Source organism: Acidovorax sp. YS12 (genome assembly GCA_021496925.1).
GTDB lineage: Bacteria > Pseudomonadota > Gammaproteobacteria > Burkholderiales > Burkholderiaceae_C > Paenacidovorax.
The window spans coordinates 4,101,075-4,122,209 of sequence record CP053915.1 but is presented as its reverse complement, the minus strand read 5'-3'; the positions used below and the strand labels follow the sequence as shown (position 1 = coordinate 4,122,209).

The following is a 21,135-nucleotide window of genomic DNA, read 5'->3' as shown; positions in this document are numbered from 1 at the left end:
GCACGCCGCCCCCGGGGGCAGGCATGCAGCGAAGCATCGGAAAGGCAAGCTCAGAGGCGGGGCGGCCCGCGCGCGGGTGGCGGCGCGGCCGTGGCGGCGGCCAGGCGCGCGGCGGCGACGGGCCGCAGCACATGCGACAGCGCGGACGGCGGAGGCAGCGCGCCGGCCGGCGCGGGCGGCGGGGGCGCCGCCAGCGACATGCACATGGGACAGTCGAGGTGGGCCGCGCTGGCGGCCGGCGCGCCACCGTCCTGCCGGGCGACCACCTTCATCACCCCCGTGCTGGAGCACACCAGCTCCAGCCCCTGCGGGTCCACCAGGGGCGAGGCCACCGCCACGCCCAGCGACAGCGCGAACCACGCCAGCACCGCGCGGCCCAGGAAGGCGAGCGCCAGAGTGCGGAGGTGGTGGAACAGCGGCATGCCGGGCGGAGCGGGAAGCGCGGGGAAGAGGGGGCGCCGATCATAGCGCCCGCTACCATTGGCCCCACGCCCCGTGGCCTCTTTGCGCCGGCCTGCCCGTCAGCGCGCCCGGGGAACCAATGCCCGGCCCTGCCGCTCCCACCCTGCGCCATGCTCCTCCATTCTTTGCAGCGCCTGCTGCATGCTCTTTTTCTGATAGCTGCCAGCGCTTTATCCACGGGCGCTGGCGCGCAAATCTCCCTCAAGACATCGGCCACTGCCGGCAGCAGCGTGGTGACCACGCCGTACGTGCAGGCCGAGCTGGTGGCCCATGCGCCCGAGGGCGTGGGGCCGGGCCAGCCGCTGTGGTTGGGCCTCTCCATCACGCACCAGCCCGAGTGGCACACCTACTGGAAGAACCCCGGCGACTCGGGCCTGCCCACGCAGTTGGAATGGCAGTTGCCCGAAGGCATGGACGCGGGCGAGATCGCCTGGCCCGTGCCGCACAAGATCCGCATCGGCAGCCTGGCCAACTATGGCTACGAAGGGCAGGTGCTGCTGCCCGTGCCAGTCACGGTGTCGGGCGCTTTCGCGCCCGGGCCGCTGGCCAAGGAGGTGACGGTGCAGCTGCAGGCCTCGTGGCTGGTGTGCCGCAAGGAGTGCATTCCGGAAGAAGGCCACTTCACGCTGCAGTTGCCGCTGCGCAGCACCACGGCGCTGGACGCCGCCGCCTTCGCCGCCGCACGCCAGGCTGCGCCGCAGGCGCTGCCCGCCAGCAACGACGGCAGCAGCAGCGCCCGCGTGCAGGACGGCGCGCTGCTGCTGCGCGTGGCCCAGCTGCCCGCTGCGCTGCGGGGGCAGGCGCTGGAGTTCTTTGCCGAGACTGGCAGCGTGATCGAAACCGCCGCGCCGTACACGCAGGCGTGGGAAGGCGCAGTGTGGACGGCGCGCATCCCCCTGTCGTCCCAGCGCAGCGCCAGCCCCGAGCCGCTGCCCGTGGTGCTGGCGCACGGCGGCCAGGGCTGGCGCGCCGAGCTGCCGGTGGAGGGCGGCTGGCCCGCGCTGGCCGCCGCCGCCACCGTCTCGCCCGCGCTGGAGGCGGCGCTGCGCGCCAATGCGCAGCTGGGCAACACCCCGGCACCTGGCCCGGCGGCCGCCCCCGCCGCCGCGCCCCTTGGCACCTGGCTGGTGGCCCTGCTCGGCGCGCTGCTGGGCGGGCTGGTGCTGAACCTGATGCCCTGCGTGTTCCCGGTGCTGGCCATCAAGGTGGTGGGCTTCGCGCGCCACGCGCAGGACACGCGCGCCCACCGCATCAGCGGGCTGGCCTACACCGCGGGCGTGCTGCTGTCCTTCCTCGGGCTGGGCGCGCTCATGCTCGGGCTGCGCGCCGCGGGCGAGGCCGTGGGCTGGGGCTTTCAGCTGCAGTCGCCGGCCGTGGTGGCCACGCTGGCGGCGCTGTTCACGCTGATCGCGCTGAACCTGGCCGGGGTGTACGAATTCGGGCGCATGCTGCCGTCGTCGCTGGCCGGCCTGCAGGCGCGCCACCCGGTGGCGGACGCATTCCTCACCGGCGTGCTGGCCGTGGCCGTGGCCTCGCCGTGCACGGCGCCGTTCATGGGCGCGTCGCTCGGCCTCACGGCCACGCTGCCCGCCGCGCAGGCGCTGGGCATCTTCGCCGCGCTGGGCCTGGGCCTGGCGCTGCCCTACCTGCTGGCGAGCTGGCTGCCCGCCTTCGCGCGCGCGCTGCCGCGCCCCGGCGCATGGATGCAGACGCTGCGCCGCTTCCTGGCCTTCCCCATGCTGGCCACGGTGGTGTGGCTGGTGTGGGTGCTGGGCCAGCAGACCGGCATCGACGGCGCGGCGGCGCTGCTGGCGCTGCTGGTGGCCCTGTCCATGGCCGTGTGGGCGCTGACGTTGCGCGGCACCGCGCGCTGGCTGATTGCTCCGCTTTCCATAGCTGCTTGCGCTTGGCTGGCCTGGAATTGGATGCCGAATATCGTTGAAATCAAGGAACATCAAGCGCAACCAGCTATTGGTTCAGGAGCATGGCAACCCTGGCGTCCCGGCCTGCCCGACGAGATCGTGGCCGCGGGCCGCCCCGTGTTCGTCGACTACACCGCCGCCTGGTGCGTGACCTGCCAGTACAACAAGAAAACCACGCTGGCCGATGCCGAGGTGCTGGCCGACCTGGCCGCCCGGAACGTGGCCCTGCTGCGCGCCGACTGGACACGGCGCGACCCCGCCATCACCGCCGCGCTGGCGCAGCTCGGGCGCAGCGGCGTGCCGGTGTACGTGCTGCACGCGCCGGGCAAGGCGCCCGTGGTGTTCAGCGAAATCCTCAGCGCCAGCGACCTGCGCGCGGCACTGGCGGCGCTGTAAGAAAGCGCTTGCAGGGCCATGGTTTGCTTGCAAGTCTTTACCGTTCTTTGCGCGAAAAAACGAAGCAAGACCTGCGCAAGCAGCTATCTTTTTTGACTTTCACCCCCCAAGAAGGAGAACCCGCCATGCCCACGCTTTGCCGCCGCTCGCTGATCGCCAGCGCCGCCCTGATGGCGTTCAGCGCCCTGCCATCGCTGGCCCAGGCCAGCGCCACCGTGGGCCAGCGCGCGCCCGACTTCACGCTGCAGGACACCGCCGGCCAGCCCGTGCGCCTGTCCGACTACAAGGGCAAGACCGTGGTGCTGGAGTGGACCAACCCCGGCTGCCCCTTCGTGCGCAAGCACTACGACAGCGGCAACATGCCCGCCACGCAGAAGGGCGTCATCGACCATGCCGTGGTGTGGCTGTCCATCAACTCCACCGAGAAGGGCAGCGGCGACTACCTGCAGCCCGCCGCGCTGGCCCACTGGCTGCACGAACGCAAGGGCGTGGCCACGGCCGTGCTCATGGACGAGGAAGGCACCGTGGGCCATGCCTATGGCGCCCGCACCACGCCGCACATGGTCATCGTCAACCCCGAGGGCACGCTGGTGTACGCGGGCGCCATCGACAGCATTCCCTCGGCCCGCCCGGCCGACATTCCCAAGGCCACCAACTACGTCAAGGCCGCGCTGGCCGACCTGGCGGCCGGCCGGCCCGTGGCCCAGGCGGTGACACAGGCGTATGGGTGCAGCGTGAAGTACAAGCCGTAGCAGCCCCCGCATCCAACCCGCGACGGCGCTGTGCGATAGCCCAGCCCAGCCGAAACCAAGCCCATGACGCGAAAGCCCACTGGACGCCGTTCGTCCAGCGTGGCCCGGGCATTCCCCCCCAGAAACACACCCACGGCAGGCCACTCAACGCGGCAACGCCATCCTGTCCGCAGGAAGGTGAAATCCCTCCTGCCTCCGCGCAAGACACCCCTCGTGCCACGGTACGCCCACCGCCTCCACCTCAACCACTGAGCGCTCCACGATGTCATGGCCTTCGGCGGGGTAGATCACATCCACCGGCAGCCCACTTCTCCTCAAAACACCGACAACATAATGAAGTCGCAAATGGCTATTCGAGCGGTATTTAAGCGCCCCACTCAATTTGGCCCCATAGGAATGGACCATCACAGCCACAACCGGACACCATGCCTCCGCACGAAGATCCGCCACAAAATGCGCGATACGCACTCTATCGGCCGCAGCCAGCGCTACCGCCCCAGGCTCGAAATACAACGACATGGACTTGACCGCCTTGACGGTTGTTGCACCGACTTCGACAATAGCGCAGAAAAACAAAAAGGCGAGCAAAGCAGCACGGAATAAAATCAAAACATGCCCCAATCAAAAAGATCAACACGCCCCTGAGCGCAGGGGATATGCGCAGATTTCAAAAAATGCCAAAACTACGCAAATTCATCACGATCGCATTAATCGCCTGCACATTCAGAACAGCGTACGCCTGCAGTTGCACAGATGCCATGACCCTTGAGACGCAGACAGCATCCGCCCAGGAGATCTTCGTAGGCCGCGTCATCGCCACAAAAATCGCCACAGAAGAAAACAAAGGATCGGAAGCAGAAATATTGGTCTCTGAAGTCTTAAAAGGGAACGCCGCATCAAAAACAACCGTATTTTCAGGAACCATCGGCAGTTCATGCACAACGCACTTCCAGACGGGGGAAGAATACATCATTCTCATCGAAAATAGCCGGATAGCACACCATTGCACTGGAACTAGACCGCTCGCCCTACCCAACAGCAAAGAAAAAATAGAAATAATAAAAAGCCTCGTCCAGAACACTCCCACAAGCAACAAGAACCAAAGCACAAATTGATCTACCACAGTGGCACCGCGCAAAGCATCGCACCAACATCAAAACTGCAAGGTGTGATTGGGGGACACGTACAAAATGGAAAACCGCCCCAGCATGCAGCCACGTCGCCGCGGCAAAGCCCCCTACACTCCAGCGCATGAGCCGTACCCCCGACACCATCAGCACCCTGCAAGGCATCCTCACGCGCTGCCGCACCCTGGCCGTGGTCGGCCTGTCGCCCCAGTGGCACCGCCCGAGCTACTTCGCCGCCAAGTACATGCAGGCGCATGGCTACCGCGTCGTGCCGGTGAACCCGGCCGTGGCACGCGAGGGCGGGCAGATCCTGGGCGAGACCGCCTACGCCAGCGTGACCGAGGCCGCCGCCGCGCTGGCCGCGCAGGGCGCGAAAATCGACATGGTGGACTGCTTCCGCAAGAGCGAAGACATTCCGCCGCTGGCCGAGGAGGCCGTGGCCGTGGGCGCCCGGTGCCTGTGGCTGCAGTTGGGCGTGTTCAACGAGGCCGCCGTGGCGCGCGCCGAGAGCGCCGGGCTTCTCACGGTGCAGAACCGCTGCGTGAAGATCGAGCACGCACGCCTCTTCGGCGGCCTGGGCTGGATGGGCGTGAACACCAAGGTGATCTCATCGAAGCGGCTGCAACAACTGCCGTACTGACCCTGCACGGGCACCCCATCACTCCTGAATCAATAGCTGCCAGCGCTTGTCCCATAAGCGCTGGAGGCCTTTTTTGCATCACACCATGGCAGACAACGCATCTTCCGGCGCCGAGCGCGCCTTCGGCTTCGGCACCCGCGCCATCCATGCCGGTGCCCGCCCCGACCCCGTGACCGGCGCGCGCGCCACGCCCATCCACCAGACGACGAGCTTCGTCTTCGACGACGCCGAGCACGCCAGCAGCCTGTTCAACCTGCAGACCTTCGGCAACGTCTACAGCCGCATCAGCAACCCCACGGTGGCGGTGCTGGAGGAGCGCATCGCCAGCCTGGAGAACGGCCGCGCCGCGCTGGCCTGCGCCAGCGGCATGGCGGCGCAGATGGCGGCGCTGCTGGCCATCCTGAAGGCCGGCGACCACATCGTGGCGGCCAGCACGCTGTACGGCGGCACGGTGGGGCAACTGGGCGTGGGCTTTGCGCGCCTGGGGATCGAGACCACCTTCGTGGACCCCGCCGACCCCGAGAACTTCGCGCGCGCCATGCGCCCGAACACGCGCGCCGTGTATGGCGAGACCATTGGCAACCCGCTGGTCAACGTGCTCGACATCGGTTCAATAGCCGATGTGGCCCACGCCCACGGCGTGCCGCTGGTGATCGACAACACCGTGGCCAGCCCCTACCTGTGCAACCCGCTGGATCTGGGCGCCGACATCGTGGTGCACAGCGCCACCAAGTACATCGGCGGCCACGGCACCACCATGGGCGGCGTGGTGGTGGAAGGCGGCAGGTTCCCGTGGGACAACGGCAAATTCCCCGAGATGGTGGAGCCCAGCCGCGCCTACCACGGCGTGAAGTTCTACGAGACCTTCGGCGACTTCGGCTACACCATGAAGGCGCGCATGGAGGTCAACCGCACCTTCGGCGGCGTGCTCTCGCCCCTGAACGCGTGGCAGCTGCTGCAGGGCGCCGAGACGCTGCACCTGCGCATGCGCGAGCACTGCCGCAACGCGCTGGCGGTGGCCCGCTTCCTGCAGCAGCACCCGCTGGTGGCGTGGGTCAACTACCCCGGCCTGCCGGATTCGCCGTACCACGCGCTGGCGCAGAAGCAGTTCCGCGCGGTGGACGGGCAGCCGGGCGCGTCGGGCATCCTGACGTTTGGCGTCAAGGGCGGGGCCGCAGCGGGCGAGAAGTTCATCGACGCCTGCGAGTTCGCCAGCCACCTGGCCAACATCGGCGACGCCAAGACGCTGGTGATCCACCCCGCCTCGACCACGCACCGCCAGTTGAGCGAAGAAGAACTGGAGCGCGCCGGCGTGCGCGCCGACATGGTGCGCCTGAGCGTGGGCATCGAGGACGTGGCCGACATCCTCTGGGACATCGACCAGGCGCTGGCGCGTTCCCAGTGCTGAAAGCGGCAACGCCACCCGCAGGTGGCGTTGCCGGGGCGCGGGGCAGGCCCGCTTATTCCATTTCCAGATCGATCGAGTACGCGAAGGCGAAGCGCAGACAGTGCTGACGCACGGCAAGCGAAGCCGACAAAGTAATCGATTGATCTGGAACTGGAATTACTTGGAGCGCTTGACCGCGTCCTCGACCTTGGCGGCTAGGTCGCCGGCCTTGGCCTCGACCTTGCCGGCGTTCTTCTGGACGATGCCTTCGGCCTCCAGCTTCGGGTTGCCAACCACCTTGCCCACCACTTCCTTGACGGCGCCCTTGGCTTCTTCGACGCGGCCGGTCACTTGATGCTTGTTCATACGGTAGCTCCTTGCGCTTGAATGGTTACGAGGAAGCCCCAGTATCCCGGGCCGCGCAGCGCCGCGCAGTCGGCACAGGTCGCCGCTGCATGTAGGCACAAGCTGACATGGGTCAAGAGCCGGCGTGTGACTTTGCTCCTTCTTCCATAGCTTCCAGCGCTTGTCCACCAAGGGCTGGAGGCCAAAAACCGTTGAAATTCCTGCATCAGGTGCGGCGCTCGCGCAGCAGCTCCAGCTGGGTCTGCAGGCACTGGCCCACGCCCAGCAGGGCGCGGTCGCCGCTGCGCTGGCCGGCCACCATCAGGCCCACGGGCAGCGGCGCAGCGGACTGCGTGATGGGCAGCGACAGCGCGGGCAGGTCGTAGAAGTTGAACACCGAGGTATTGCGCAGCGCCAGCAGGTTGGCCCGGTTGAAGGCCTCGGCGTCGCCCGCCAGGGTGTCGATGCGCGGCGCCATGAAGGCCACGGTGGGCAGCACCAGCACGTCGAGGCCGGCCAGCCGCGCATCCAGCGCGGCCAGCAGGCGCTGGCGTGCCTGCTGCACGCCCACGTAGTGCGCGGCGGTGATGGTCTCGCCCCGGCGGATGCGCGCCAGCACCAGCGGATCGAGCGCGCCGGGCTGCGTGGCCAGCGTGCGCGCGTGGATGTGCGCGGCCTCGGCGGCGGTCAGCGTGCCGTTTTCCTGCAGCGCGAAGGGCGCACCCAGCCATTCGTCCAGCGCCAGGTCGTCCACGCGGGCGCCGGCGCGCGACAGGGCCTGCAGCACCTGCTCGAAGGCCGCCTGCACGGCGGGCTCGGTATGCGTCAGCAGCAGGCCGCGCGGCACGCCCACGCGCAGGCCGCGCAACTGGCGCGCGGGCAATGCCTGCCAGCGCTGGCCGCTGAGCACGGCGTCGGCCTGGGCGCAGTCCAGCACGCTGCGCGCCAGCGGCCCCACGGTGTCGAGAGTGAAGGACAGGGGGTAGGCGCCGTCGCGCGGCACGCGCTGCTGCGTGGGCTTGAAGCCGGTCACGCCGTTGAACGCGGCGGGAATGCGCACCGAGCCGCCGGTGTCGGAGCCGATGGCGATCTCGCACAGCCCGCGCGCCACCGCCACGCCCGCGCCCGAGGAGGAGCCGCCGGGAATGCGCGCCGCGTCCGCCGCGTTGCCCGGCGTGCCGTAGTGCGGATTGAGGCCGATGCCCGAAAAGGCGAACTCGGTCATGTTGGTCTTGCCCACGACCACCGCCCCGGCGGCGCGCAGGCGCTGCACGGCCACGGCGTCGCACGCGGCCGGTGGCGCGCCGCGCAGCACGGCGGAGCCGGCCGTGGTGGGCTCGCCCGCCACGTCGAACAGGTCTTTCACCGACACCACGCGGCCGTCGAACGGGCCGAGCGGGGTGCCGCTGGCGGCGCGCGCATCGGCCGCGCGCGCGGCGGCCAGCGCGGCCTGGGTGTACACGCGGGTGAAGATGCGCCGGCCTTCGTCGCCCGCCGCCGCGATGGCGGCCAGGGCGTTCTCGGTGCGCTGCAGGGAAGTGGGTTGCATGGCGGTTCTCCGGTCAGAAGCTCAGATGCCCCGCGAAGCTACCATGCCGCGCCGGGGCCTTCCGCCAGGGCCTTCTTTCTGGTGCGAGACAATCGGGGCCATGCAATTCCCCCCACTTCTCAACGACACCTTCCTGCGCGCCTGCCGCCGCCAGGCCACCGACTACACCCCCTTGTGGCTCATGCGCCAGGCGGGGCGCTACCTGCCCGAGTACAAGGCCACGCGCGCCAAGGCCGGCAGCTTCATGGGCCTGGCGACGAACGTGGACTACGCCACAGAGGTCACGCTGCAGCCTTTGGCCCGCTTCCCGCTCGACGCGGCCATCCTGTTCAGCGACATCCTCACCGTGCCCGACGCGATGGGCCTGGGGCTGAGCTTCGCCGAGGGCGAGGGCCCGCGCTTCGCCCAGTCGGTGCGCACCGAGGCCGACGTGGCCCGGCTTGCCGCGCCCGACCTGGACAAGCTGCGCTACGTATTCGATGCCGTCACCAGCATCCGCCGCGCGCTGAACGGGCGCGTGCCGCTGATCGGCTTCTCGGGCAGCCCCTGGACGCTGGCCTGCTACATGGTCGAGGGCAAGGGCAGCGACGACTACCGCCTGGTCAAGAGCCTGATGTACAGCCGCCCGGACCTGATGCACCGCATCCTGGCCGTGAACGCCGACGCCGTGGCCGCCTACCTGAATGCGCAGATCGACGCGGGCGCCCAGGCCGTGATGGTGTTCGACAGCTGGGGCGGCGTGCTGGCCGACGGGTGCTTCCAGGCGTTCAGCCTCGAATACACCCGCCGCGTGCTGACGCGGCTCAAGCGCACGGGCGCGGATGGTGAGGACGTGCCGCGCATCGTCTTCACCAAGGGCGGCGGCATCTGGCTCGACGACATGAAGGACATCGACTGCGAGGTGCTGGGCCTGGACTGGACGGCCAACCTGGCCAAGGCGCGCGCCATCGTCGGCGGCCAGGCCGGCGGCCCGGGCAAGGCGCTGCAGGGCAACATCGACCCGAACGTGCTGTTCGCCCCGCCCGAGGCCGTGGCGGCGCAGGCGCGCGCCGTGCTCGACAGCTTCGGCAAGCCCCACACCGACACGGCCACCACCGGCCCGACGCACATCTTCAACCTGGGCCACGGCATCAGCCAGTACACCCCGCCCGAGCACGTGGCGGCGCTGGTGGAGGCGGTGCACAGCCACTCGCGCGCGCTGCGCCAGGGTTGACGCGCCGAGTGTGGTGTTCGACGCTATCTGGAACATAAAACCGCGTCTTCGCCGCCCTGGCGTCGTTGCAAATCCTCGCGATAGCTACGGCTATCGCTGCGGTTTGCGCCTAGCCAAGACGACGAATCCATCGGTTTTATTTGTTCCATCAAGCGTCGAGCACCACGCTAGCGAGGTGAGCGGGCACTTATGCACCGCGCAGCCCCGGCGTTACAAGCCAGGGCCCGCCCCGGCAACGCACCGGCCAGCCGTTGCACGGTTCGCGTAAGTGCTTGATTTTCAATGGATTGCTGGTTTTGCCCATTTTCCGGGCAATCCAGCGAAAGCCCCATTTTTCAAGGCTTTGGGGGCGGTTCCCCGGGGATGTCAACAAAGTTATCCACAGTTTCTCGGGATACCTGGGGAAACCCCCGAAAAATCAAGCACTTGCGTTTGGAATTGAAGGACGCGGGGGACTTTCTAGGTAAAAACCCTAGCACAAAACCGCCCTATCTTTGGTTATCCGGCGCCGCAAGGACGTACTTATGCACAAAAACCATAGCAAGAGACACCGCCTTCCGGCCCATGGCATCCACCCCGGCGCCCTCGCCCGCGAAGGCAAAGAGCGTTGATTCATAAGGATTTTTCGTTTTGCCCAATTTGCGGGCAATCCGTGCGGGCCCAGTCTCCATGCGGCCTGGGCCGGGGTGGCTACAGGATGCCCACAAAGTTATCCACAGAAACCGTGGATGATCGCGCAAACCCTGGCACATCAAGCACTTAGCCCCGCATCCGCCAAACCGTGTGAACAAGTTCCGCTAAATGACCTGCATCCTGCAAGTGGCCGTCCAGACCCCCGCGCACAGCGGCGTGGGCGACCTGCTGAGCTACCGGCACGCCGAGGCGCTGGCGCCCGGCACGCTGGTGCGCGTGCCCCTTGGCCAGCGCGAGGTGCTGGGCGTGGTGTGGGATGCCTCCGCCGGCGAGGCCCCCCCCGCCACGGCGCAGCTGCGCCCCGTGGCCGGCGTGCTCGCCGGGCTGGCGCCGCTGGATGCCGCCTGGCGCCGCCTGGTGGCCTTCGCCGCGCGCTACTACCAGCGCGGCCTGGGCGAGGTGGCGCTGGCCGCGCTGCCGCCGCAATTGCGCGAACTCGGCCCCGAGCAGCTCGCGCGCCGCCTGCGCCGCCCGGCCGCGCCCGCGCAGGACGCGCCGGACGCCCTGGGAGCTACCGAAACCATAGCACTCAGCGCTGAACAGCAAAGCGTTTGCGCCCAGATCGAGTCGCAACCCGGGCCCTTCCTGCTGTACGGCAGCACCGGCAGCGGCAAGACCGAGGTGTACCTGCACAGCGTGCAGGCCGCGCTGGCGCGCGACCCGGCGGCCCAGGCGCTGGTGATGGTGCCCGAGATCAACCTCACGCCGCAGCTCGAAGCGCGCTTTCGCGCCCGCTTCGCGCCGCTGTACGGCGCGGGCAGCGTGGTCAGCCTGCACAGCGGCATGACGAATCCGCAGCGCCTGGCGAGCTGGCTGGCCGCGCACGCCGGGCGCGCGCGCATCGTGCTGGGCACGCGCATGGCGGTGTTCGCCAGCCTGCCGGGGCTGGCGCTGGTCGTGGTGGACGAGGAGCACGACGCCAGCTACAAGCAGCAGGAAGGCGCGCGCTACTCGGCGCGCGACCTGGCGCTGTGGCGCGGGCGCGAGCAGGGCGCCAAGGTCATCCTGGGCAGCGCCACGCCCTCGCTGGAGAGCTGGCACGCCAGCCGCCCGCCCACGCCCGAAGACCCGCAGGGCGGGCGCTACCTGCGCCTGCACATGCCCAGCCGCATCGGCGCGGGCGCGCTGCCGCGCCTGCGCCTGGTGGACATGGCGCAGCAGCCACGCGGCGCCGTGTTTTCGCCGCCGCTGCTGGCCGCCATGACCGAGCGCGTGGAGCGCGGCGAGCAGTGCCTGGTGCTGCTGAACCGGCGCGGCTTCGCCCCGGTGCTGCACTGCCACGCCTGCGGCTGGAAGAGCGACTGCCCGCACTGCAGCGCGCACCAGGTGTTCCACAAGGCCGACCGCAGCCTGCGCTGCCACCACTGCGGCTTCGCGCAGCGCGTGCCGCGCGCCTGCCCGGGCTGCGGCAACCTCGACATCGCCCCCGTGGGGCGCGGCACCGAGCAGCTGGAGGAGCAACTGGCCGCGCTGCTGCGCAACGTCATCACCCCCGCCGGGCGCGCCGCGCGCGTGGCGCGCATCGACGCCGACACCACGCGCGCCAAGGGCGCGCTGGAGGAACAGCTGGCCCAGGTGCACGCGGGCGAGGTGGACGTGCTGGTGGGCACGCAGATGGTGGCCAAGGGCCACGACTTCCGCCGCATCACGCTGGTGGCGGCGGTGCAGCCCGACGGCGCGCTGTTCAGCAGCGACTTCCGCGCGCCCGAGCGCCTGTTCGCGCTGCTGATGCAGGCGGCCGGCCGCGCCGGGCGCGACGCGCGCTACATGGCCGCGCAAGGCCATGCGCCCGAGATGTGGGTGCAGACCTGGCACCCCGAGCACGCGCTGTTCGCCGCGCTGCGCCGCCACGACTACCCGGCCTTCGCGGCGCAGCAGCTCGGCGAACGCGCGCAGGCCGGCATGCCGCCCTTCGCCTTCCAGGCCCTGGTGCGCGCCGACGCGCGCACGCAGGAGACGGCCCAGGCCTTCCTGCAGGCCGCCGGCGATGCCGCCCGCGCTGCGCAGTTGCCGGGGCTGGAACAGGTGTTCATCTTCCCGCCCGTGCCGCTGGCGGTGCAGCGCGTGGCCAACGTGGAGCGCGCGCAGATGCTGCTGGAGAGCACCAGCCGCACCGCGCTGCAGCGCTTCCTGGCCGCCTGGCAGCCGCTGCTGCACGCCGGGCGTGCACAGCACAAGGGCCTGGTGCGCTGGCTGGTGGACGTCGATCCCCAGGCGATCTGACCGGCCGCGAGGCGCCAGCCCGGGCGCCGCGCCGCGGGCATGCTCCTTGCGTCACCCGTGATGCATGAAATGCATGACCCGCCGGTGTTTTCACCAATGCCAAGCGGTTTCTTTTCGGGCATCGTGCCTGCCCACGGTCCACAAGGCCGTTTTTTTGATGGGAATCCACACATGACCTTCCAGCCCTTGCGCAAATCCCTGGTGGCAGCCGCCATCGTCCTCGCCGGTATCGCCGGCGCCCCCGCACTGAGCCTGGCGCAAGATGCCAGCCCGGCCGCCGCCAGCGCCGCCGCCCAGGCCGCCGCCAAGCCCCACGTCGTGGTGCTGGCCACCGGCGGCACCATCGCCGGCGCCGGCGCCTCGGCCATGAACAGCGCCACCTACTCGGCCGCCAAGGTGCCGGTGGACAAGCTGCTGGCCGGCCTGCCCGAGCTGGGCAACATCGCCAAGGTGTCGGGCGAGCAGGTGTTCCAGATCGCCTCCGAGAGCTTCACCAACGAGCACCTGCTGAAGCTGGCCCAGCGCGTGTCGCAGCTGGCCAAGCAGAGCGACGTGGACGGCATCGTCATCACCCACGGCACCGACACGCTGGCCGAGACCGCCTACTTCCTGAGCCTGACGGTGCATACCGACAAGCCCATCGCCGTGGTCGGCTCCATGCGCCCAGGCACCGCCCTGTCGGCCGACGGCGCGCTGAACCTGGTCAACGCCGTGAGCGTGGCCGCCTCGAAGGACGCCAAGGGCAAGGGCGTGTTCGTCACCATGAACGACGAGATCAACACCGCGCGCGACGTGAACAAGGACATCAACATCCAGACCAGCGCCTTCAAGAGCCAGTGGGGCCCGCTGGGCATGGTGGTGGAAGGCCGGAACTACTGGTTCCGCGCCCCGGTGAAGCGCCACACGCTGCAGTCGGAGTTCAACATCGACAACATCACCGCGCTGCCCCAGGTGGACATCGTCTACGCCTACGGCAACGTGCAGCCCACGGCCGTGAACGCCCTGGTGGCCAGCGGCGCCAAGGCCATCATCCACGCCGGCACGGGCAACGGCTCGGTGGCCGACCGCATGGTCAAGCCGCTGCAGGACGCGCGCGCCAAGGGCGTGGTGGTGGTGCGCTCGGCCCGCGTGCCCTACGGCTTCGTGCTGCGCAATGCCGAGCAGCCCGACGACAAGTACGACTGGGTCGTGGCCCACGACATGCGCCCGGAAAAGGCCCGCATCCTGACCATGCTGGCCCTGGCCAAGGGCGCCAGCACGCAGGAACTGCAGCGCATGTTCTGGGAGTATTGAGGACTCCCCCCCTGAGCGGCTGCGCCGCTTCCCCCCTCTCTCGCCACGCTGCGCGTGGCGGGAGGGGGGACGACACCCTCGCTGCGGGGCGGCCCTTGCTTGGTGTCTGCTGGGTTGGGCCGCGCCCGTTGCACAGGCTGCGCTTCAGGCGCAGTTTTTTTAGCCCAATCGGGCTCTGGTCCAATCTGGTCCTGCGCCAGGCGCTCTCATTTTTGAACCAATAGCGCCACGGCGGCGGAGAAGCTGCCGAACGCCAGCGCGGTAGACACCAGGATGATGCGCGCCACGCGCCCGCCGTGGGCGCCAAAGCGCTCGACCAGCAGCACCACGTTGCTGGCGCTGGGCAGCGCCGCCACCAGCACCAGCGCGGTCAGGGTGAAGTCCGACAGCGGCGCCCCCAGGGCGATGGCGGCCCGGCCCACGCCCCACACCAGCAACGGGTGCGCCACCAGCTTGGCCAGCGCCAGCGGCACGTACTGGCGCCAGGGCACCTGCTCGTGCAGGTTCGTCTGCGAGCGCGCCAGCACCGCGCCGAGCGTGAACAGGGCCACCGGCGAGGCCGCGCCGGCCAGCATGGCCAGGGTCTGGTCCACCGGCGCGGGCAGGCGCCACTGCAGCGCCGAGGCCAGCGCGCCCAGGAAGATGGCCCAGGGCATGGGGTTCACGGCCATGCCGCGCAGGGCGTTGCGCAGCGCCACCGCCGCGCCGTGCGCACCCGCGCCATCGAGCCGCGACAGCGCGATGCACAGCGAGGTGGTGACGCACATGTCCAGCGCCATGGTGACGATGACCGGCCCCGCGCTGGCCTGGCCCAGCAGCGCCACCAGCAGCGGCACGCCCATGAAGCCCGAGTTGGGAAACGCCGTGACCAGCGCGCCGAAGGCCGCGTCATTCCAGCCGATGCGCCCGCGCCGCGTGGCGGCGATGGTCGTGCCCACCACCAGCAGCGCGCACAGCAGGTAGACGCCGCCGACCACCGGGTCGAGCAGCTGCGCGATCGGCGTGCCCGCGCCGAAGCGGTACAGCATGCACGGCAGCGCGAAGTACAGCACGAAGGTGTTCAGCCCGCCGATGGCCGGCACCGGCAGCACGCCGGTACGCGTGGCCAGGTAGCCGCACAGCACCAGGGCGAAGAACGGAAAGGTGATTTGCAGGACGGACAGCACCGGCGCATTCTCGCCCTGCGCGCAGGGCGGCCGGGGGCCCAGGCCCGTGAAATTTTTTCCGCCGCTATCATGCGCGCTCCGCTTTTGCGCCCCCCGCTCCGTCCCCTTTCCCTTCATGTCCGCCGGTCTCAACCTCGCCCAGCTCCAGGCAGTGCACTACACCGAAGGCCCGTGCCTGGTGCTCGCGGGCGCGGGCTCGGGCAAGACGCGCGTCATCACGCACAAGATCGCGCGGCTCATCGAGACCGGGCTGCAGCCCCGGCGCATCGCCGCCATCACCTTCACCAACAAGGCCGCGGCCGAGATGCGCGAGCGCGCCAGCGGCCTCATCGGCAGGCAGGCCAAGGACGTGCTGGTGTGCACCTTCCACGCCTTGGGCGTGCGCATGGTGCGCGAGGACGGGCACGTGCTCGGCCTCAAGCCCTCGTTCAGCATCCTCGACGCGGACGACGTGGGCGGCATCCTCAAGGACTGCGCGGGCGGCACCACCGACCTGGCCACCGCGCGCCAGTGGCAATGGACCATCAGCGCCTGGAAGAACCAGGGCTGGGACGCGCGCAAGGCCCTGGCCATGGCGCAGGACGACCACGAGCGCAGCATCGCCCTCATCATGCAGCGCTACGAGGAGCGCCTCGCCGCCTACCAGAGCGTGGACTTCGACGACCTGATCGGCATGCCCATGCGCCTGCTGCGCCACCACCCCGAGGTGCGCGAGAAGTGGCAGCGCATCCTGGGCCACGTGCTGGTCGATGAATACCAGGACACCAACGCCACGCAGTACGAGCTGCTGAAGTTCCTGGTGGGCGAGCGCGCGCGCTTCACCGCCGTGGGCGACGACGACCAGAGCATCTACGGCTGGCGCGGCGCCACGCTGGACAACCTGAAGAAGCTGCCGCAGGACTTCCCGCAGCTCAAGGTGATCAAGCTGGAGCAGAACTACCGCTCCACCAGCGCCATCCTGCGCGCGGCCAACAACGTCATCCAGCCCAACCCCAAGCTGTATCCCAAGACCTTGTTCAGCGAACTGGGCGAGGGCGAGCCGGTGCGCGTGCAGGACTGCGACAACGAGGAGCACGAGGCCGAGCGCGCCGTGGCGCGCATCCAGAGCCTGCGCGCCGCCGCCAACCCGCCGCCGGGGTGGAAGGACTTCGCCGTGCTCTACCGCGCCAACCACCAGGCCAAGCCGTTCGAGAAGGCGCTGCGCCGCGCCAACATCCCCTACAAGGTCTCCGGCGGCACCAGCTTTTTCGACCGCGCCGAGATCAAGGACCTGTGCGCCTGGTTCCGCCTGTGGATCAACAGCGACGACGACCCGGCCTTCCTGCGCGCCATCACCAGCCCGCGCCGCGGCGTCGGCCACACCACGCTCGGCGCTTTGGGCGAGTTCGCCACGCAGCACAAGCAGAGCATGTTCGGCGCGCTGTTCAACGCCATGCTGCCGGCCGTCATCCCCCGGCGCGGACTGGAGGGGCTGATGGAGTTCGGCCGCACCGTCAACGAGCTGGAGTACCGCGCGCGCCACGCCCACGGCGCCGAGGCGGCGCGCGCCTTCCTGGCCGACTGGCTGAAGGAGCTGGGCTACGAGCAGCACCTGTACGACAGCGAGGACAGCGAGAAAGTGGCCGCCGCGCGCTGGAGCAACGTGCTCGAATTCTGCGACTGGATGGCCCAGCGCGCGGGCGGCCAGGCCGAGGAAGGCAGCAGCGTGCAAAGCGAGACCAAGAGCCTGCTCGAAGTCGCGCAGACCATCGCGCTGCTCTCCACCATCTCGGAACGCGAGCAGGAGCAGGACATGGTGGTGCTCTCCACCCTGCACGCCAGCAAGGGGCTGGAGTGGCCGCACGTGGTCCTGGTGGGCGTGACCGAGGGCATGCTGCCCTTCAAGCTCGACGACGACGAAGGCCGCCAGGAAAAGGTCAGCAACGACACGGCGGCGCGCCTGCAGGAAGAGCGCCGCCTGATGTACGTGGGCATCACCCGCGCCCAGCGCACCCTGGTGGTGAGCTGGACGAAGAAGCGCAAGAAGGGCCGCGAGATGGTGGCCTGCCAGCCCAGCCGCTTCATCGCCGAAATGAAGCTCGACGCCCGCACCGCGCGCGAAGACCCGCGCGAGAAACTCAAGGCCCTGCGCGCCGAATTCGCCGCACGCAAGGCCCAGGCCGACAACCGCACGCCATGACCCGCATTGCCACTCTTCTTTTAATAGCTGCCAGCGCTTTCTCCACGGGCGTTTGGGCGCAAAAAACCTCGCAACCAGAGCAAGCCCCCTGCCCTGCCGCCACGGACATGCAGCAGCGCCATCTGCTGGGCCAGTGGCAGGCCGAACTTGGCGGCCAGGCCGTGGCGCTGCGCCTGGGGCCGCACCCGGAGCTGCGCGAGAGCGTGCGCGGCACCCTGCAGCGCGGCGGCCAGACGGTGCAGGTCGTGGGCGACGTGGACGACGGCCAGCTCACGCTGGAGGAGTCGGAGGACGGCAAGCGCATCAGCGCCACCTGGCTGGGCGAGGTCGCCGAGGGCCGCTGCGGCAAGGAAATCCGCGGCACCTGGAGCCCCGAGGCCGCCCCGGGCGCCAGCGGGCCGGTGCCCGCGCCCGTGCCGTTCGTGCTGCGCAAGCAAAGCGGCTGGTGATGCGGCTGACAATGCCTTGAGCCAGGTCACAACCCGTTACGGTTGCGCCGCCCTCCGCGCTTGAATCCCCCCGGGGCTGCGGCCACAATGCACGCACTCCTGCAAGCGGGGATATACGAAGGGAGGAGATACGACGACAAGCGGCGATTTGCAGCCACTTGCCGCCGTTTCACATGAAAGCCCCGCGGCGTCCCGTCCCTAGACAACAGCGCCCGAAGGAAGATCCATGGATTTGCAATACCAGCTCAAGGCCGGCAACTACTACCTGTACGACATGCGCGATGCGCCCAGCACCGTCACGGGCGAGCGCCGCTTCAAGCTCAAGACGGATACCGTGGCCATCGCCTTCGACCTGTTCACCGGCCAGGTGCACCAGCACGGCAACCCGACGCGCATCCAGTCGTGGGCCGCGCACCACCGCCGCCGCCTGCGCGCCGCCGGCGCCCTGGCCGAGGCCAACGACCTGGTGGTCGTCTCCGGCCCGTTGCCGGTGGACGAGCTGAACAAATGCCTGTGGATCGCGGGCTACTGCCGCCGCATGTTCAAGCGCCTGGCCAGCCTGCCGCACGGCAAGCTGCAGCGCCACGAATCTTCCTATAAAAAAGCCGCCTAGCGCTTATCTGGCAAGCGCTGGCAGCTATTCCTTCAATAGCACATCAGGCGTCGTCACCCGCGTCGATCACCTCTTGCGGCTCAGGGTGCTTGACCACCGTCACCGGCACCGTGCTCTGGTGCACCAGCGCCTGCGACACCGACCCCAGCCAGGCGCCGCGCAGCCCGCCCAGCCCGCGCGCGCCGATGATGAGCGCGTCGCAGCCGCAGCGCTCGGCCATGTCGGCCAGCGTGGCCGCCACCGGGCCCAGGGCGATTTCCGTCTCGTAGGGCACGCCCGCAGCGTCCACCAGCGCCACGGCCGAGGCCAGCAGGTGCTGGCCGGCCTCGACGCTGGCCACGGCCACGGCATCGGCGCCCTGCGTGGCCAGCTCGATCAGCGAGGCCTCTTCCTGCACGTGGCCCAGCACCAGCGTGGCCTGCAGGCCGCCGCGGCGCACCAGCATCAGCGCGTGGCGCACGGCATCCAGCGCCAGTTCGGAACCGTCGGCAGCCACCAGAATTCTGAGCATCGTTTTCTCTCCTTGGTTAGATGGAACCAGTGTAGGCCAACGCAGTCTGGGAAAATCGCCCCCCTATGCTGCAATTCGACCTGCTCAAGACCGACCCCGGCAGCCACGCGCGCCGGGGCCGCCTCACGCTCAACCACGGCCCGGTAGAGACCCCCATCTTCATGCCCGTGGGCACCTACGGCACCGTCAAGGGCGTGATGCCGCAAAGCCTGCACGACATGGGCGCGCAGATCATCCTGGGCAACACCTTCCACCTGTGGATGCGCCCGGGCCTGGACGTGATGCGCGGCTTCGGCGGGCTGCACGGCTTCGAGCAGTGGCACAAGCCCATCCTGACCGACTCGGGCGGCTTCCAGGTGTGGAGCCTGGGGCCGATGCGCAAGATCACCGAGGAAGGCGTGCACTTCGCCTCGCCCGTGAACGGCGACAAGCTGTTCATGTCGCCCGAGGTGAGCATGCAGATCCAGACCGTGCTGAACTCCGACATCGTGATGCAGCTCGATGAGTGCACGCCCTACGAGACCAAGGGCCACCTCACTACCGAGCGCGAAGCGCGCCAGTCCATGGAAATGAGCCGCCGCTGGGCGCTGCGCTCCAAGGCCGAGTTCGAGCGGCTGGAGAACCCCAACGCGCTCTTCGGCATCGTGCAGGGCGGCATGTACGAACACCTGCGCCAGGAGTCGCTCGAAGCGCTGGTGGAGATGGACTTCCCCGGCTACGCCGTGGGCGGCGTGAGCGTGGGCGAGCCCAAGGACGAGATGCTGCGCATCATGGCGCACACGCCGCACCGCCTGCCCAGCCACAAGCCGCGCTACCTGATGGGCGTGGGCACGCCGGAAGACCTGGTGGAAGGCGTGGCCCAGGGCGTGGACATGTTCGACTGCGTGATGCCCACGCGCAACGCACGCAACGGCACCATCTTCACGCGCCACGGCGACCTGAAGATCCGCAACGCACGCCACCGCGAGGACCACCAGCCGCTCGACCCCACCTGCACCTGCCACGCCTGCGCCGGCAAGGAGGGCGTGGCCTGGGCCGACGGCGGGCGCGGCGGCTTCTCGCGCGCCTACCTGCACCACCTGGACCGCTGCGGCGAGATGCTGGGCCCCATGCTCACCACCATCCACAACCTGCACTACTACCTGAACCTGATGCGCGAAATCCGCGAGGCGCTGGATGCGGGCGCCTTCGCGCCGTTCCGCGCGCGCTTCAAGACCGAGCGGGCGCGCGGCGTGTAGGCAAAAGAAAAGCCCCATGGCCACGGCCGCGGGGCTTTGGCGGTGCCAGCGGCAGGGGTCTGCTTATTCGCTGTGGATCATCGTGCCGTAGGCCTGGTCGGTCAGGATTTCCAGCAGCATCGCATGCGGCACGCGGCCATCGACGATGTGCACGGCCTTCACGCCGGCCTTGGCCGCGTCGATAGCGCCCGCCAGCTTGGGCAGCATGCCGCCGGAGATCGTGCCGTCGGCGATCAGCGCGTCGATCTGCGCAGAGGTCAGCTCGGGCAGCAGTTGCCCCTGCTTGTCCAGCACGCCGGGGATGTTGGTCAGCAACAGCAGCTTTTCCGCCTGCAGCACGGTGGCCAGCTTGCTGGCGACCACGTCGGCGTTGATGTTGTAGCTCTCGTTGGCGTCGCCAAAGCCGATCGGGCTGACGACCGGGATGAAGGCATCGTCCTGCAGCGCCTTCACGACGCTGGGGTCGATGGCCACGATGTCGCCAACCTGGCCCACGTCGTGCGCGATGCTCGGGTCCTTGTGGTCGAGCAGCTTGAGCTTCTGGGCACGGATCAGCCCGCCGTCGCGCCCCGTCAGGCCCACGGCCTTGCCGCCCGCCTGGTTGATGAGACCCACGATGTCCTGCTGCACCTCGCCGGCCAGCACCCACTCGACCACCTCCATGGTCTCGGCGTCGGTCACGCGCATGCCCTGGATGAAGTGCCCCTGCTTGCCCAGGCGCTTGAGCGCGGTCTCGATCTGCGGCCCGCCGCCGTGCACCACCACCGGGTTGATGCCCACCAGCTTGAGCAGGACCACGTCCTCGGCGAAGTCCTGCTGCAGTTCCGGGTCGGTCATGGCGTTACCGCCGTACTTGATGACCATGGTCTTGCCGTGGAACTTGCGGATGTAGGGCAGCGCCTGGGCGAGGATCTCGGCCTTGTCGCGCGGTGCGATGGAGAGCGGGTCGGTCATGTGCAGTGCGGTCGGAAAGGTTC

General features: G+C 69.1%; 19 protein-coding genes. 11 read left to right on the top strand and 8 right to left on the bottom strand.

What is annotated here, in order from left to right:
* Nucleotides 1-50: 50 nt before the first annotated feature.
* A complete protein-coding gene (locus YS110_18450) occupies nt 51-422 on the bottom strand; it encodes a hypothetical protein (GenBank protein UJB66599.1) in 372 nt (123 codons plus the stop codon).
* Nucleotides 423-572: 150 nt separating this feature from the next.
* Between YS110_18450 and YS110_18445 the strand changes: the two genes are divergently transcribed.
* Nucleotides 573-2,780 (top strand): thioredoxin family protein, encoded by a 2,208-nt coding sequence (locus tag YS110_18445; protein ID UJB66598.1) that lies wholly within the window; start codon nt 573-575, stop codon nt 2,778-2,780.
* Between the two features lie 125 nt (nt 2,781-2,905).
* Nucleotides 2,906-3,532, top strand: coding sequence for a thioredoxin family protein (locus tag YS110_18440; protein UJB66597.1), 627 nt, complete (start codon nt 2,906-2,908; stop codon nt 3,530-3,532).
* Between the two features lie 144 nt (nt 3,533-3,676).
* Here the strand turns inward: YS110_18440 and YS110_18435 are convergent, their stop codons facing one another.
* Both YS110_18435 and YS110_18430 read right to left on the bottom strand, forming a co-directional pair.
* The gene (locus tag YS110_18435; protein UJB66596.1) at nt 3,677-4,120 is read right to left on the bottom strand and encodes a hypothetical protein; all 444 of its coding nucleotides are present in this window, start codon (nt 4,118-4,120) and stop codon (nt 3,677-3,679) included.
* Between the two features lie 79 nt (nt 4,121-4,199).
* A complete protein-coding gene (locus tag YS110_18430; protein UJB66595.1) occupies nt 4,200-4,472 on the bottom strand; it encodes a hypothetical protein in 273 nt (90 codons plus the stop codon).
* Between the two features lie 311 nt (nt 4,473-4,783).
* Here YS110_18430 and YS110_18425 point away from each other — a divergent pair, with 311 nt between their 5' ends.
* Both YS110_18425 and YS110_18420 read left to right on the top strand, forming a co-directional pair.
* Nucleotides 4,784-5,299 carry a CoA-binding protein gene (locus YS110_18425; GenBank protein ID UJB66594.1) on the top strand — a complete coding sequence of 172 codons (516 nt, stop codon included), beginning with the start codon at nt 4,784-4,786 and terminating at the stop codon, nt 5,297-5,299.
* An 85-nt stretch (nt 5,300-5,384) separates the two neighbouring features.
* Entirely contained in the window at nt 5,385-6,707 is a 1,323-nt protein-coding gene (locus tag YS110_18420) for an O-acetylhomoserine aminocarboxypropyltransferase/cysteine synthase (GenBank protein ID UJB66593.1), read from the top strand.
* A 156-nt stretch (nt 6,708-6,863) separates the two neighbouring features.
* Here the strand turns inward: YS110_18420 and YS110_18415 are convergent, their stop codons facing one another.
* Both YS110_18415 and YS110_18410 read right to left on the bottom strand, forming a co-directional pair.
* Nucleotides 6,864-7,052: a CsbD family protein gene (locus tag YS110_18415; protein ID UJB66592.1), complete on the bottom strand. Its 189-nt coding sequence runs from the start codon at nt 7,050-7,052 to the stop codon at nt 6,864-6,866.
* A 205-nt stretch (nt 7,053-7,257) separates the two neighbouring features.
* Complete coding sequence (locus tag YS110_18410) at nt 7,258-8,580, bottom strand: amidase (protein UJB66591.1); 1,323 nt, start codon at nt 8,578-8,580, stop codon at nt 7,258-7,260.
* A 100-nt stretch (nt 8,581-8,680) separates the two neighbouring features.
* On the opposite strand from YS110_18410, the gene YS110_18405 reads away from it, so the two are divergent.
* From YS110_18405 to YS110_18395, 3 genes are all read left to right on the top strand, one after another.
* On the top strand, nt 8,681-9,793 hold the full coding sequence (locus YS110_18405) for a uroporphyrinogen decarboxylase (GenBank protein UJB66590.1): 1,113 nt from the start codon (nt 8,681-8,683) through the stop codon (nt 9,791-9,793).
* An 801-nt stretch (nt 9,794-10,594) separates the two neighbouring features.
* The gene (gene priA, locus YS110_18400; protein ID UJB66589.1) at nt 10,595-12,709 is read left to right on the top strand and encodes a primosomal protein N'; all 2,115 of its coding nucleotides are present in this window, start codon (nt 10,595-10,597) and stop codon (nt 12,707-12,709) included.
* 171 nt (nt 12,710-12,880) lie between these two features.
* On the top strand, nt 12,881-14,002 hold the full coding sequence (locus YS110_18395; protein ID UJB66588.1) for an asparaginase: 1,122 nt from the start codon (nt 12,881-12,883) through the stop codon (nt 14,000-14,002).
* A 206-nt stretch (nt 14,003-14,208) separates the two neighbouring features.
* Here YS110_18395 and YS110_18390 read toward each other — a convergent pair whose 3' ends face one another.
* The gene (locus tag YS110_18390; protein UJB66587.1) at nt 14,209-15,168 is read right to left on the bottom strand and encodes an AEC family transporter; all 960 of its coding nucleotides are present in this window, start codon (nt 15,166-15,168) and stop codon (nt 14,209-14,211) included.
* Between the two features lie 115 nt (nt 15,169-15,283).
* Between YS110_18390 and YS110_18385 the strand changes: the two genes are divergently transcribed.
* The 3 genes from YS110_18385 to YS110_18375 all read left to right on the top strand — a co-directional run bounded on the left by YS110_18385 (nt 15,284) and on the right by YS110_18375 (nt 18,409).
* The gene (locus YS110_18385) at nt 15,284-17,347 is read left to right on the top strand and encodes a UvrD-helicase domain-containing protein (protein UJB66586.1); all 2,064 of its coding nucleotides are present in this window, start codon (nt 15,284-15,286) and stop codon (nt 17,345-17,347) included.
* On the top strand, nt 17,344-17,796 hold the full coding sequence (locus YS110_18380; GenBank protein ID UJB66585.1) for a hypothetical protein: 453 nt from the start codon (nt 17,344-17,346) through the stop codon (nt 17,794-17,796). The genes YS110_18385 and YS110_18380 overlap by 4 nt, the downstream gene beginning before the upstream one ends.
* A gap of 226 nt (nt 17,797-18,022) precedes the next feature.
* Nucleotides 18,023-18,409 carry a hypothetical protein gene (locus tag YS110_18375; protein UJB66584.1) on the top strand — a complete coding sequence of 129 codons (387 nt, stop codon included), beginning with the start codon at nt 18,023-18,025 and terminating at the stop codon, nt 18,407-18,409.
* A 43-nt stretch (nt 18,410-18,452) separates the two neighbouring features.
* Here the strand turns inward: YS110_18375 and YS110_18370 are convergent, their stop codons facing one another.
* Nucleotides 18,453-18,920, bottom strand: a complete 468-nt coding sequence (locus YS110_18370) for a universal stress protein (protein UJB66583.1) — start codon at nt 18,918-18,920, stop codon at nt 18,453-18,455.
* A 65-nt stretch (nt 18,921-18,985) separates the two neighbouring features.
* Between YS110_18370 and tgt the strand changes: the two genes are divergently transcribed.
* Nucleotides 18,986-20,158, top strand: a complete 1,173-nt coding sequence (gene tgt / locus YS110_18365) for a tRNA guanosine(34) transglycosylase Tgt (GenBank protein ID UJB66582.1) — start codon at nt 18,986-18,988, stop codon at nt 20,156-20,158.
* A gap of 63 nt (nt 20,159-20,221) precedes the next feature.
* Here the strand turns inward: tgt and argB are convergent, their stop codons facing one another.
* On the bottom strand, nt 20,222-21,112 hold the full coding sequence (gene argB, locus YS110_18360) for an acetylglutamate kinase (protein UJB66581.1): 891 nt from the start codon (nt 21,110-21,112) through the stop codon (nt 20,222-20,224).
* Nucleotides 21,113-21,135: the final 23 nt, after the last annotated feature.

Excerpts from the sequence above, each read along its gene's own strand:
- YS110_18450 (UJB66599.1), bottom strand. The coding sequence starts at position 422 with ATGCCGCTGTTCCACCACCTCCGCACTCTGGCGCTCGCCTTCCTGGGC.
- YS110_18445 (UJB66598.1), top strand. The coding sequence starts at position 573 with ATGCTCCTCCATTCTTTGCAGCGCCTGCTGCATGCTCTTTTTCTGATA.
- YS110_18440 (UJB66597.1), top strand. The coding sequence starts at position 2,906 with ATGCCCACGCTTTGCCGCCGCTCGCTGATCGCCAGCGCCGCCCTGATG.
- YS110_18425 (UJB66594.1), top strand. The coding sequence starts at position 4,784 with ATGAGCCGTACCCCCGACACCATCAGCACCCTGCAAGGCATCCTCACG.
- YS110_18420 (UJB66593.1), top strand. The coding sequence starts at position 5,385 with ATGGCAGACAACGCATCTTCCGGCGCCGAGCGCGCCTTCGGCTTCGGC.
- YS110_18415 (UJB66592.1), bottom strand. The coding sequence starts at position 7,052 with ATGAACAAGCATCAAGTGACCGGCCGCGTCGAAGAAGCCAAGGGCGCC.
- YS110_18410 (UJB66591.1), bottom strand. The coding sequence starts at position 8,580 with ATGCAACCCACTTCCCTGCAGCGCACCGAGAACGCCCTGGCCGCCATC.
- YS110_18405 (UJB66590.1), top strand. The coding sequence starts at position 8,681 with ATGCAATTCCCCCCACTTCTCAACGACACCTTCCTGCGCGCCTGCCGC.
- priA (UJB66589.1), top strand. The coding sequence starts at position 10,595 with ATGACCTGCATCCTGCAAGTGGCCGTCCAGACCCCCGCGCACAGCGGC.
- YS110_18395 (UJB66588.1), top strand. The coding sequence starts at position 12,881 with ATGACCTTCCAGCCCTTGCGCAAATCCCTGGTGGCAGCCGCCATCGTC.
- YS110_18385 (UJB66586.1), top strand. The coding sequence starts at position 15,284 with ATGTCCGCCGGTCTCAACCTCGCCCAGCTCCAGGCAGTGCACTACACC.
- YS110_18380 (UJB66585.1), top strand. The coding sequence starts at position 17,344 with ATGACCCGCATTGCCACTCTTCTTTTAATAGCTGCCAGCGCTTTCTCC.
- YS110_18375 (UJB66584.1), top strand. The coding sequence starts at position 18,023 with ATGGATTTGCAATACCAGCTCAAGGCCGGCAACTACTACCTGTACGAC.
- YS110_18370 (UJB66583.1), bottom strand. The coding sequence starts at position 18,920 with ATGCTCAGAATTCTGGTGGCTGCCGACGGTTCCGAACTGGCGCTGGAT.
- tgt (UJB66582.1), top strand. The coding sequence starts at position 18,986 with ATGCTGCAATTCGACCTGCTCAAGACCGACCCCGGCAGCCACGCGCGC.
- argB (UJB66581.1), bottom strand. The coding sequence starts at position 21,112 with ATGACCGACCCGCTCTCCATCGCACCGCGCGACAAGGCCGAGATCCTC.